This window comes from Cyanobium sp. N5-Cardenillas, assembly GCF_024345515.1.
In the GTDB taxonomy this organism is placed as follows: domain Bacteria; phylum Cyanobacteriota; class Cyanobacteriia; order PCC-6307; family Cyanobiaceae; genus Cyanobium.
In genome coordinates this window covers 1-12,541 of sequence record NZ_JAGQBG010000073.1, presented here as the reverse complement: position 1 = coordinate 12,541, position 12,541 = coordinate 1, and the positions used below count along the sequence as shown (strand labels likewise).

Annotated in this window: 9 protein-coding genes; 4 read left to right on the top strand and 5 right to left on the bottom strand. The window is 71.4% G+C overall.

Annotated elements, in window-relative coordinates:
- From KBZ04_RS07735 to KBZ04_RS07725, 3 genes are all read left to right on the top strand, one after another.
- Positions 1-492 (top strand): phosphoribosyltransferase family protein (locus KBZ04_RS07735; protein WP_261350985.1); only part of this gene is annotated, 492 nt, incomplete at its 5' end.
- A gap of 43 nt (positions 493-535) precedes the next feature.
- Positions 536-757, top strand: coding sequence for a DUF3136 domain-containing protein (locus KBZ04_RS07730; protein WP_094584893.1), 222 nt, complete (start codon positions 536-538; stop codon positions 755-757).
- Between the two features lie 69 nt (positions 758-826).
- The gene (locus tag KBZ04_RS07725; protein WP_254991373.1) at positions 827-3,964 is read left to right on the top strand and encodes an efflux RND transporter permease subunit; all 3,138 of its coding nucleotides are present in this window, start codon (positions 827-829) and stop codon (positions 3,962-3,964) included.
- On the opposite strand, the gene KBZ04_RS07720 is transcribed toward KBZ04_RS07725, so the two are convergent.
- A complete protein-coding gene (locus KBZ04_RS07720; RefSeq protein ID WP_254991372.1) occupies positions 3,961-4,884 on the bottom strand; it encodes a TraB/GumN family protein in 924 nt (307 codons plus the stop codon). The genes KBZ04_RS07725 and KBZ04_RS07720 overlap by 4 nt on opposite strands.
- A gap of 95 nt (positions 4,885-4,979) precedes the next feature.
- On the opposite strand from KBZ04_RS07720, the gene KBZ04_RS07715 reads away from it, so the two are divergent.
- The gene (locus KBZ04_RS07715) at positions 4,980-7,832 is read left to right on the top strand and encodes a cation-translocating P-type ATPase (protein ID WP_254991371.1); all 2,853 of its coding nucleotides are present in this window, start codon (positions 4,980-4,982) and stop codon (positions 7,830-7,832) included.
- On the opposite strand, the gene hypE is transcribed toward KBZ04_RS07715, so the two are convergent.
- The 4 genes from hypE to KBZ04_RS07695 form a co-directional block, all read right to left on the bottom strand.
- Positions 7,801-8,829, bottom strand: a complete 1,029-nt coding sequence (hypE, locus tag KBZ04_RS07710) for a hydrogenase expression/formation protein HypE (RefSeq protein WP_254991370.1) — start codon at positions 8,827-8,829, stop codon at positions 7,801-7,803. The genes KBZ04_RS07715 and hypE overlap by 32 nt on opposite strands.
- Positions 8,822-9,940, bottom strand: coding sequence for a hydrogenase formation protein HypD (hypD, locus tag KBZ04_RS07705; protein WP_409995946.1), 1,119 nt, complete (start codon positions 9,938-9,940; stop codon positions 8,822-8,824). The genes hypE and hypD overlap by 8 nt, the downstream gene beginning before the upstream one ends.
- Positions 9,937-10,971, bottom strand: coding sequence for a dihydroorotate dehydrogenase-like protein (locus KBZ04_RS07700; protein WP_254991369.1), 1,035 nt, complete (start codon positions 10,969-10,971; stop codon positions 9,937-9,939). Before KBZ04_RS07700 ends, hypD begins: the two co-directional genes overlap by 4 nt.
- A partial coding sequence (locus KBZ04_RS07695) for a 4Fe-4S dicluster domain-containing protein (protein WP_254991368.1) occupies positions 10,968-12,541 on the bottom strand: 1,574 nt, incomplete at its 5' end. The genes KBZ04_RS07700 and KBZ04_RS07695, both read right to left, overlap by 4 nt.

Below are 12,541 nucleotides of genomic sequence, written 5' to 3'. Positions count from 1 at the left end.
CATGCCTACGCCTGCCAGCTCGGCGAGCTGGTCTACGACCGCATCGCCGGCATTCCCTACGGCTCCCTGCCCACCGCCACCGGCCTGTCGCTGCAGCTGCACAAGCCCCTGCTCTACCCCCGCAAGGAGGTGAAGGCCCACGGGGCCCGCCGCCTGATCGAAGGGGACTTCGAGGAGGGTGACCGGGTGGTGGTGGTGGACGACATCCTGATTACCGGCACCAGCGTGCTGGAGGGCATCGCCAAGCTGGAAAGCTCCGGCCTGGAGGTGGAGGACGTGGTGGTGTTCATCGACCACGGCGGCCAGGCCGACACCAGCGCCCGCCAGCGGCTCGCCAAGGGGGGCTATCGCTGCCATGCCGTTCTCGACATTCCGCGCATCACGGGGGTGCTGCACGCGGCCGGGCGACTCAGCGATGGGCAGGCCGCGACCCTCGGCTTCGCCCCTCCGGCGAAGGCCCGGGGCGTCGAGGGGATACTGGCCAGCTCGTAGAGTGGACGGGCGCCCCTGAAAAACCCGGGTGCCCCCTTCCGCCATGCCCCAGGTCCAGGGTCAGCCCCCCACGATCGGAGAGCTTGAGGCGAAATATTCCCTTTACTGCAAGGCGATGCGGCTGCTGCTCAAGGAGGGTCGCACCATGGAGGCGATTCAGAAGACGGTCTGCTGGAGCCGGCTGGAGCAGCTCCACATCTGCCTTCCCAGCCGCTACAAGTCCCCCGACTACCTCTACGCCGTGCTCAAACGCGACCTGCGCTGATCGCAGGCCGCCTGCCGCACCTGCCAGGATCGTCGGGCGCAAAGGGTCGGTGCCCACCCAGGCGATTCCGTGAAGTCGATCTCCGACCCCTTCCTGCGCCGGCCGGTGCTGACGCTGGTGCTCAGCCTGCTGGTGCTGCTGGGCGGCCTGATCAGCCTCCCTGGGCTGAAGGTCGAGAACCTGCCCCCGATCGCCCCCGGGCGGGTCTCGGTCAGCGCCAGCTACCCAGGCGCCAGCCCCGAAGTGGTGGAGCAGGGGGTCACCAGCCTGCTGGAGAAGCAGTTCAACGGCCTGGAACGGCTGGATTCGATTCGCTCCACCAGCTCGGCCAACGGCAGCAGCATCTCCCTTGGCTTCGAGGGGGGCAACCCCGAGATCAACCAGATCAACACCCAGAACGAGGCGGCGGTGGTGAGCCGCCAGCTGCCCGCCCAGGTGTCCCGCTTCGGTGTGCAGGTGCGGCGCACCTCCGATGACCTGCTGATGGTGCTGAGCTTCAGCGCCAGCCGCGACCGCTACGACGATGTCTTTCTGAGTGGCTGGGTGGATCAGGTGATCCGCGACCGGTTGCAACGGGTGCCAGGGGTGGGAGAGGTGCGGCTGTTCGGTGGCAGCTCGCTGGCCTTCCGGCTGTGGCTGGATCCCCTGCGCCTGGAAGAACGCGATCTCACCATCAGTGAGGTGCGGGACGCCCTTGAGGAGCAGAACGTGCTGGCCGCCCTTGGCCAGGCTGGCGTTTCCCCTGCCCCCGACGACCAGTTGGTCACCCTGCCCCTGCGCATGGAGGGGCGCCTGCGCACCGTCCAGGAATTCGAGAGCCTGGTGGTCGACCGCAGTGCCAACGGTGGCGTCACCCTGCTGAAGGACGTGGGAAGGGTGAGCCTGGGCAGCGAGAACTACGAATCGATCGCCACCGACCTGAAGGGCAAGACCGCCGTGGCGGTGGGAATCTTCCAGCGGGACGGCAGCAACGCCCTGGAGGTGAGCCAGGGCGTGAACGACGCTCTCAAGGACCTGGGCTCCAGCTTCCCGCCTGGGGTGGACCTGCAGGTGATCGTCGATGAGGCGGCCTCGATCCGCAGCAGCATCGATCGCACCACCGCGAGCCTGCGGGAGGCCGTGCTGCTGGTGTTCCTTGTCCTGCTGCTGGGGCTCGGCAACAGCCGACTCGCCCTGATCAGCGCCTCGGCGGTGCCGGTGGCCCTGATCGGTTCGCTGGCCGTGCTGCGCCTGAGCGGGGACTCGATCAACACCCTCACCCTGTTCGGCATGGTGCTGGCCAGCGGCCTGGTGGTGGACGACGCCATTGTGGTCAGCGAGGACATCGGGCGCCGCCTCGAGAACGGCCGCCCCCCGCTGGAGGCCGCCCGCGAAGCCATGGCGGAGCTGGGCGGCGCGGTGATCGCCACATCCCTGGTGCTGATCGTGGTCTTCCTGCCGGTGCTCACCCTGCAGGGCAGCCTGGGCCGCCTGTATGCCCCGATCGCCCTGACGATCGGCGGCACCATCGTCTTCTCAACCTTCAACGCCCTGACCTTCACCCCGGTGGCCGCCAGTCGACTGCTTCACGCCGATCGCCGTGAGCCCGCCTGGCTGCTGCGCTGGATTGATCCCCCCCGTCGGGTCCTGGAGCGGCTGGAAGGCCCCTACGACCGGCTGCTGTCCAGAGTTCTCGGCTGGCGGCGGCGGGTGGTGGCCGGATTGCTGCTGGGTCTGCTGCTCACGGGGCTGGCGTTGCAGCAACGGCCGACGGCCTTCATCCCCCAGGAGGACAGCGGCCAGCTCAGGGGTGTGGTGCTGCTCCAGGACGGCATCGCCCTGCCGCGCACCCAGAGGGTGATGGAGCAGGTGCGGGCGGTGGTGGCCGAAGAACCCCTGATGCGGTTCGCCAACTTCTACGCCGGTCGTTCCTTCGGGGACAGCTCCCCCAACAAGGGCATCTTCTTCCTGCGGCTGAAGCCGATCGAGGTCCGGGGCGGCGCCGACCAGAGTGCGGCCGCCGTGGCCGAACGGCTCAACAAACGCCTGCGCCAGACGGTCACCGATGCCACGGTGATCGTGAGTGAATCCCCCACGGTGCGCGGCTTCAGCAGTGAGAGCGGGCTGGAGTTCGATCTGCTCGATACCAGTGGTGGCCGCCTGAACCTGGGGGAGTTCCAGCAGGAGGCCGAAGCCTTCATTGCGGCGGCCCGGGACACCGGCGCCTTCGAGCAGGTGGGCACCCGCTTCAGCGCCGACGCCCCCCTCCTGCGCCTCATCCCCGACCGGCTGCGTATGGCCTCGCTCCAGGTGGATCTCGATGAACTGGTGAGCGTGCTCGGGGCCAGCTTCGGCAGCGACTACGTCAACGACAGCTTCGAGGGGGACCAGGTGCGCAAGGTGATCGTTCAGCTCGACGGCAACGCCAGGCGGAACGCCGACGATGTGCTCTCGATGCAGGTGCGTAATCGGGACGACCAGCTGATCCCCCTGGCCCAGATCGTGCGGGTGGAGGCGGGGACCGGCCCCACCACCATCAACCACACCCGCCTGGTGCGCTCGATCAGCATTCGGGCCCAACCCGGCCCGGGGGTGAGCAGCGGCCAGGCCATCGCCCTGCTGGAACAGTTGCAGCGCGACCGAGGCAGCACCGCCACCGACCTGGAATGGGCGGGCCTGGCGCGGGAGGAGGCCAGGGCCGGTGGCGGCAATGTGCAGGTCTTCGCCCTGGCGGTGCTGGTGATGTTCCTGGTGTTGGCCGGTCTCTACGAGAACTTCGCCGATCCCTTGATCATTCTGGCGACGGTGCCGATGGGGGTGCTCGGAGGGGTGCTGGGTCTGGCGCTGCGGGGCCTGCCCCTGGATGTGTACGGCCAGATGGGCCTGTTGGTGCTGGTGAGCCTGGCGGCCAAGAACGCGATCCTGATCGTCGAATTCGCCAACCAGCGCCTGGCGGAGGGGATGCCCCTCGATGAGGCCGTGCACGGCGCCGCCGTCGCCCGTCTGCGACCGATCCTGCTCACCGCCATCTCGTCGCTGGCGGGCTTCATGCCCCTGTTGTTCGCCAGCGGCGCCGGTGCCGCCAGCCGCACCAGCATCGGCACGGTTGTGTTCTTCGGACTCCTGGTGGCCACGGTGCTCACCCTGTTCCTGGTGCCCACCCTCTACCGGATCGTCAAGGGATGGGAGCTGAGCCTGGGCGCGGGCCGCCGGGGGGAAGCGGCCTAGGGATCGGGCCGCCAGGCCCCGGCCACGAAGCGCTCCGGCTTCAGCCCCTGCTGGCGCAGCAGGGCGATCAGCCCCTGCTCCCCCAGCAGGTGCATCAGCCCCACCACCACCAGCGTGTCGTCAGGCCGACGCAGGAACCCCCGCACCGGATCCACCCAGGCCCGGTTGCGCCGGACAACCAGGCGCTGGAAGAGATCGGGCCGCTGGCGGTAGTCGCTGAGCAGCAGGGCCTCGAGCCCGGCCAGGTCGCCGGCCCGCCAGGCGCCCTCCAGGGCCTCAAGCCTCGGCCCGACGCTGTCCAGTTCCTTGAGGGTGACCTCCAGCAGCTGCACCTGGTCCGCCCGCGGCAGCCCATCGAACAGCTCGAGCTGCTGGGCGGGGGTCTCCAGGCCGTCGATGGGCTTGCGGTCGGCTGCGGCCCTGGCCTGGAGCTGGCCCTCCACGCCGCTGTCCGGGGAATAGCCCCGCTGCAGGAACTCGGCGGAAGCCAGCAGCAGGGCCACCGCCCAGGGCTCGAAACGGTCGATCGCCGCCTCCGGCAGCCCGAGGCCCTGCAGCCGCGGCTGCAGGGCCCGCCAGGACGCCGGCGGCAGGCCGTCGCGCAGGGAGCGGCCCTGGGGATCGATGGCGCGCCCCAGCAGCTCGCCGGCCAGGGACGCCGGGCTGATGGCGTCCATGTCGAGCTCCATCACCAGCCCCTCCGCCTCCCCATAGGCCTGGCCATAGGCCGGGGGCAGGGCGGCCCGGTCGCGGCGCAGCTGGTGCAGGGAGCCGGCGATGAACACGGTGCCGGAGCCGTCCCGCAGCCGCCAGAGGGTGCCGACCTCGGCGGCCGCCGCCGGGACCGTGGCCGCCGCCGGGACAGTGGCCAGCAGCAGGGCCAGCACGGCCAGGGGGCGGCGCAGCGCCAGCGCGGGCATGGGCTGCGCCATCAACAACGTGCCCTCGACGCTAGCGACAGTGCTTCGCGGCTCCGCAGGCTGGTCATGCTGACTGTGGCCCCCGCTGCCGATCCGTGCGTCTCGCCGCGTCCCAGCCGATCTGGTCGCTGCCCCTGGAGGAGGTCCATCAGGCCCTGCAGACCTCAGCGCAGGGTCTGAGAAGCGAAGTAGCCGAACGACGCCTGGCGCAGTTCGGCCCCAACCGGCTCCCGGCCGCCAAGCGCCGCCCCCTGGCCCTGCGCTTCCTCGACCAGATGGTCCACTTCATGGCCCTGCTGCTGTGGATCGCCGGAGGCCTGGCCTTCGCCGCCGGCACTCCCCAGCTGGGCTGGGCCATCTGGGCGGTGGTCCTGATCAATGGCGTCTTTTCCTTCTGGCAGGAATTCCAGGCGGAGCGCACCCTGGCGGCGCTCACCCGCGCCCTGCCCAGCCAGGTGCAGGTCTGGCGCGACGGGCAGCTGGGCTTTCTGCCGGCGGAGGACCTGGTGGCGGGCGATCGGGTTCGGCTCGAGGAGGGGGATCGGGTCCCGGCCGACTGTCGGGTGAGCACCGCCCACGCGCTTTATCTCGATCTGTCCGTGCTCACCGGCGAGTCCCTGCCGGTGGCGCGCCGGAGTGACGCCCTGGAAGGTGCCCAACAGCAGGCGAAGGTCAGCACCAGTGAGCGGGCCAACCTGGTGATGGCCGGCAGCACGGTGGCCTCCGGACGGGGGGAGGCGTTCGTCTACGCCACCGGCGCCGAGACGGAATTCGGCCAGGTGGCCCGGCTGGCGGCCGGCACCGCCCGCAGCGCCAGCACCCTGGAAGTGCAGGTCAGCCGCATCGTGCAGACGATCTGCACCATCGCCGTCACCATGGGCGTGGTCGCCTTCGCCCTCAGCGTCCTGCTGGTGGGGATGGCCCCTTTGGAAAGCGTGGTGTTCGCCACCGGCATCATCGTGGCCAACGTCCCCGAAGGCCTGCTGCCCACCGTGACCCTGGCCCTGGCCATGGCGGTGCAGCGCATGGCGAGCCGCAAGGCCCTGGTCCGCCGCCTCTCGGCGGTGGAGGCCCTGGGCTCGGTGAGTGTGATCTGCTCCGACAAGACGGGCACGCTCACCGGAAACCGCATGGCGGTGGAGAGCACCTGGCTGCCGTTGCCCGCCGAGGTCCTGGAGCGGCTGTTGCTGCGTGCCGCCTCCCTGTGCTCCAACGCCCGTCTGGAGGCGGTGGCCGGGACTGGTGGAGCCACCGAACCGTGGCTGGGGGTGGGGGATCCCACCGAAACGGCGATGCTGGTGGCCGCCGCTGAAGCCGGGCTGGAGCCGGAGACGTTGCCAGGCCGGCACCCACGGCTTCGGGAGATCCCCTTCGATTCCCTCCGCCGCCGCATGACCGTGCTGGTTGAGTGGAGCGACCAGGCCGACGATCTGCCGATCGCCACGGGGGGCACCCTGCTGATCACCAAGGGGGCCCCCCTGGAGGTTCTGGCGCACTGCACCAGCTGGCTGTCCTCCGCTGGTGACGCCCCCTTGCCCGCCGAGCTGCGCCAGCAGGTGGTGACCGCCAACGATGGGCTGGCCGCCCGAGGCTTCCGCGTCATCGCCGTGGCACTGCGCCGCGTCGACGACCAGTCGACCACGGTGCCGAGCGATGACCTGGAAAGCGGGCAGATGTTCCTCGGCCTGCTGGGTCTCTACGACCCACCGCGGCCGGAGGTGCCGGACGCGATCCGGCAGTGCCGCGACGCCGGCATCAAGGTGACGATGGTCACCGGCGACTACGGCCTCACGGCCCAGGCGATCGCCCAGCAGATCGGTCTGCTCGACCCCCCCAGCTCCCCGGACCGGTCGACGGCGCAGCAGCAGGCCAGCGCCGACCCGGTGCGGGTGATCGAGGGCACCACCCTGGCCCAGATCAGCGATGTGCAGCTGCGCCAGTTGCTCAAGTACCGCCGCCGCCTGGTGTTCGCCCGCATGGCGCCGGAGCAGAAGCTGCGCCTGGTGCTGGCTTACCGCGCCCTGGGCGAGGTGGTGGCCGTCACCGGCGATGGCGTCAACGATGCCCCGGCCCTGCGTGCCGCCGATGTCGGGCTGGCGATGGGGATCAGCGGCACGGACGTGGCCCGTGAGGCCGCCGACATCGTGCTGCTCGACGACAACTTCGCCACGATCGTGCAGGCGGTCCGCTTCGGCCGCTCGGTGGTGACCAACATCGGCCGCTTCATCACCTACGTGCTGGCCTCGAACGTGCCGGAGGTGCTGCCCTTCCTGGCGATGGTGATCGCCGGGATTCCCGCCGCCCTCACGGTGCTGCAGATCCTGGCCGTCGACCTGGGCACCGACCTGCTGCCGGCCCTGGGCCTGGGGGCCGACCCCCCCGAGCCGGGGGTGATGCGCCAGCCCCCGCGCCCCAAGGGCCTGCCGTTGCTCAACCGGGCCGTGATGGTGCGGGCCTATCTGGTGCTGGGGCTGGTGGAGGGCCTGGTGGCCATGGCGGGGTACCTGCTGACCTGGCGTGCCAATGGCGTGGGCTGGAGCCTGCTGCGCGTCCTGGCCCCCCAGCTGCTGCATCACACCGCTGGCGCCGGCGTGGTGGCGATCCAGCAGCAGGCCACCACCGTCACCTTCTGCCTGATCGTGGCCGGCCAGATGGGCACCCTGCTGGCCTGCCGCAGTGAACGCCGTCCCGCCTGGGCGATGCTCGGCATCCCCAATCCGATGCTCTGGCTGGGACTGGTCAGCGAGCCGCTGCTGGCCAGCGCCCTGGTGCTGCTGGCTCCGGTGGCAGCGGTGTTCGGGATGCGGCCATTCCCGATGGCCTGGCTGGGGCCGATGGCCCTGGCTCCGCTACTGGTGATCCTGGTGGATGCCATCGACAAACGCTGGCGGCACGCAGGACTGGTGCCACCAGGGTTCAGCAGATCCGTGGCAGCAGTTCGCCGCTGAGGGGAATCAGCACCCGCTCGCTGCCGAAGGGGGTGCGCAGCAGCACCCGGCCCCGGGGGGGGCCGACTCCTGATCCTTCCGCCACCCGGCCGATCCAGGTCCCCCCCGCCGGCGCCAGCACCGCCAGGGCCCGCTCGCGATCGGCCTCAGGCACCACCGCCAGGAAGCGGCCCTCGTTGGCCAGGTGCAGCGGATCGAAGCCCAGGAGATCACAGGTACGCCGCACGGGGTCGGCCACCGGGATGCGCTCCTCCTCGATCAGCAGTTCCAGGGCGTTGGGGGCCGCCAGTTCCTGCAGGGCACTGGCCAGCCCGCCCCGGGTGAGGTCCCGCAGGCAGTGGAGCCGCACCCCCGCGGCCAGCAGCGCCTCCACCGCGGGCCACAGGGGCATGCAGTCCGTCGCCAGGGGGGGCTGCAGATCAAGGCCATGGCGGGCGGCCAGGATCGCCACCCCGTGGCGGCCCAGGTCGCCGCTCACCAGCAGCTGGTCGCCGGGGGCGATCGCCAGCGGATCGATCGGCTCGTCCACCTGCAGCAGGCCGATGCCGCTGGTGTTGAGGAAGGCCCCGTCCCCCTTGCCCCGCTCCACCACCTTGGTGTCGCCGGTGACGATGGTCACACCACAGCGCCGCGCCGCTTCCACCAGCGACGAGACGATCCGGCGCAGCAGGGCCAGCTCCAGCCCCTCCTCCAGGATCAGGCCCAGGCTCAGCACCAGAGGCCTCGCGCCCGCCATGGCCAGGTCGTTGGCGGTGCCCGTCACCGCCAGGCTGCCGATGTCGCCCCCCTCGAACTCCAGGGGCTGCACCACGTAGCTGTCCGTGGTGAAGGCGAGCCGGCCGTGGGGCAGGGACAGGCGGGCGGCATCGTGCAGCACCTGGTCGGGGTCGGCGTAGAGCCGGCGCAGCTCGGCGTCGATCAGCTGCTGCATCAGGGTGCCGCCGCCGCCGTGGGCCAGCTGGATGCGGGGTGTGGCGACTGGATCCGGCTCAGCCACGGCGGCCGTAACGGTGGTAGGCGGCGCAGGCCCCTTCCGAGGACACCATCGGGGCGCCCAGCGGATGCTCCGGGGTGCAGGCGGTCCCGAAGGCCGGGCAGTCCATGGGCCGGGCCCGCCCCTGCAGGATGGGACCGCTGATGCAGACCCCCGCCGGCTCGGGAGCGGCCGCAGGTTCGCCTGGCAGGTCGGGGAAACGGGCCCGGGCCTCCAGGTTGCGGAAGGGTGCCCGCAGACCCAGGCCGCCTCCCGGGATCACGCCGAAGCCGCGCCAGGGCCGGTCCACCGGCTCGAACACCGATTCCAGCAGGCCCCGGGCGGCCGGATTGCCCTGCTGGCGCACCACCCGGCCGTAGGCATTCGCCACCCGGGCCTCGCCCCGCTCCAGCTGCCGCACGCAGGCCACCAGCCCCCGCATCAGATCCAGGGGCTCGAAGCCGCTCACCACCACCGGCACCCGGTGCCATTCCGCCAGGTCCTCCAGTTCCGCGGTGCCCATCACGGCGCAGACGTGCCCCGCCGCCAGGAACCCCTGCACCTGGTTGCCCTCGGCCGTGAGGATCGCCGCCATGGCGGGAGGCACCCGCACGTGGGCCGCCAGCAGGGAGAGGTTGGATGCCCCGGCGGCCGTCGCCTGGCGCACCAGCAGGGCCGTGGCCGGGGCCGTGGTCTCGAAGCCCACCGCCAGGAACACCACCTGGCGATCCGGATGGCGCCGGGCCAGGGCCAGGGCCTCCAACGGGGAGGTGAGCAGGCGCACGTCGCCCCCTTCGGCCCGCACCCCAAGCAGATCCCCCGCCCCGCCATCGGCGGCGCGGCCCGGCACCCGCAGCATGTCGCCGTAGGAGCAGAGGATCACCTCGGGCCGGCGGGCCAGGGTGCGGGCGGCATCGATCGTGGCGGCGGGCGTGACGCAGACGGGGCAGCCCGGCCCATGGATCAGGCGCAGCCCGGGGGGGAGAAGCTGGTCAAGCCCCCAACGCACGATGGCGTGGGTCTGGCCGCCGCACACCTCCATCAGGGTCCAGGGGCGGGTGGTGACCGCGGCCAGCTCGGCCGCCAGCTCCCGCACGGCGGCCACCTCCGCCGTCGCCGCCAGCGGAGCACTCACCAAGGCCCCGGCGCCGACGCGGCCTCGGCGGGCAGGAAGGTCTGGACGGCGCGCATGTACTGGGAGCGCTCGTACTCGCTCGGATCGGGGCAGCGCTGCTGGCTCATGCAGCCAATCAGCTCCCGGGCCGTGGCGTGCTCGTGCTCCAGCAACCACTGGCTCAGCTCCTCCTCCAGGCCCGCCAGCCGGCCGGGGCCGTGGCGCAGCAGGGCCGCCACCACCTGGGTGATGGCGGCGCCGGCCATCAGCAGCCGCACCACATCGGTGCCGCGGTGCACGCCACCGGTGGCCGCCAGATCCAGCGGGTGGCGGCCATGCAGCAGGGCGATCCAGCGCAGGGGCAGCCGCAGGTCGTGGGGGGTGGACAGCAGCAGGTTGGGCCGCACCTCCAGTTCCTCGATGTCGATATCCGGCTGGTAGAAGCGGTTGAACAGCACCAGGCCATCGGCCCCGACGGCGGCCAGCCGCTTGGCCATGGCACCGAAGTTGGTGAAGAAGGGACTGAGCTTCACCGCCAGGGGCAGCGACACCTCGGCGCGAACCTCGGCAACGATCTCCAGCACCTGGTTCTCGATCGCCGCGCTGGAGAGGTCGGGGTCGGTGGGGACGGAATAGATGTTCAGCTCCAAGGCGCTGGCGCCGGCCGATTCCATCCGCCGCGCCACCTGCACCCACTGGCCGGGGTGGGCGCCGTTGAGGCTGGCGATCACCGGCACCGACAGGCGGGCGCGGGCCTGCTCCAGGTGGCGCAGGTAGAGGTCGTGGCCCACGTGGAAGATCGAGGGCTCGGGGAAGTAGCTGAGCGCCTCGCCGTAGCTGTCGGCGCCCTGGAGGCTCACCCGGTGCAGCTCCAGCTGGTCGCGCTCGATCTGCTCCTCGAACAGGGAATGCAGCACCACGGCCGCGGCCCCGGCCTCCTCCAGCCGCAGCAGCTGGTCGATGTCCTCGCTGAGGGGCGCCGCGGCCCCCACCACCAGCGGGCTGCGCAGCTCCAGGCCCAGGTAGGTGACGGACAGATCGGGACGGGTCATGCCGGTGCCTCGCTCGGCGATGGGGCCGGGGTGCCGGCGAGGGCCTGATACATGGCCCAGCGCCGGGCCACCTCCAGCTCCGCCTGGCGCGCCAGGGCCCGGGCCCGCTCCGGCTGGCTGAAGGAGAGCATGCGGAAGCGGTTCTCCGTGGCCATCGCCTCGGCCAGCGGCCGCTTCTGGCCCCGGCTGTCGATCTGCAGCGGGTGCTCGCCCCGTTCGGTGCGGCGCGGGTCGTAGCGGTAGAGGAGCCAGCGGCCGGAGTCCACCGCCGCCTTCTGCTGCTCCATGCCCCGGGCCATGTCGATGCCGTGGGCGATGCAGTGGGAGTAGGCCAGGATCAGCGAGGGCCCCGGGTAGCTTTCCGCCTCCAGGAACGCCCGCACCGTGTGTTCGTCGCGGGCCCCCATGGCCACGCTGGCCACATAGACGCTGCCGTAGCTCATCATCATCAGCCCGAGATCCTTCTTGGGGGCGGCCTTGCCGCCGGCGGCGTACTTGGCCACCGCCGCCCGGGGGGTGGCCTTCGACATCTGGCCGCCGGTGTTGGAGTACACCTCGGTGTCGAGCACCAGGGCATTGACGTCCCGGCCGCTGGCCAGCACGTGGTCAAGGCCACCGAAGCCGATGTCGTAGGCCCAGCCGTCGCCCCCCACCAGCCAGACGCTCTTCTTCACCAGGGCATCGGCCAGATCCAGCAGGCGGGCCGCCTCGGCGTCCCTGGGGGTCATGACCGCCCCGGATGCCTCCCGCACCACGGCCCGCAGCAGGCGCTTGAGCTCCTCCACCCGCTGCCGCTGGGCGACGATGCCGGCCTCGTCGTGCTGGTCGGCGTCGCGGATCGCCGCCACCAGGGCCCCGGGAAGCAGGGGGTCGGCCCGCTCCGGCGCCGGCCCCAGCCGCTCCAGCAGCTCGAGGGCCATCTGGCGCTGCTGGTCGATGGCGACGCGCATGCCCAGGCCGAACTCGGCGTTGTCCTCAAACAGGGAATTGCTCCAGGCCGGGCCGCGCCCCTCGGCGTTGGTGCTCCAGGGGGTGGTGGGCAAGTTGCCGCCGTAGATGGAGGAGCAGCCCGTGGCGTTGGCCACCAGCATGCGGTCGCCGAACAGCTGGCTGGCCAGCTTGAGGTAGGGCGTTTCGCCGCAGCCGCCACAGGCACCGGAGAACTCGAACAGGGGTTGCTGCAGCTGCTGCTGGCCGATCTTGTGCAGGTTGAGGTCGCCGCGGGCCATCTCGGGCAGCCCCAGGAAGTAGTCCCAGTGGCCCCGGGCCTGCTCCCGCAGGGGGCGCTGGGGGGCCATGTTGATCGCCTTGCGCTTCGGCTCGGTGCGGTCCCGGGCCGGGCAGACCTCCACGCACAGGGCGCAGCCGGTGCAGTCCTCGACGGCCACCTGGATCGTGAAGCTGCGGCCCTTGAAGTCGGGGTCACGGGCCGGGGCCTGGCGGAATCCCTCGGGGGCACCGGCCAGGGCCTCCGGCGCCACCGCCTTGGCCCGGATCACCGCATGGGGGCAGACGATGACGCACTTGCCGCACTGCACGCACAGGTCGCTCTCCCACACCGGCACCGTGT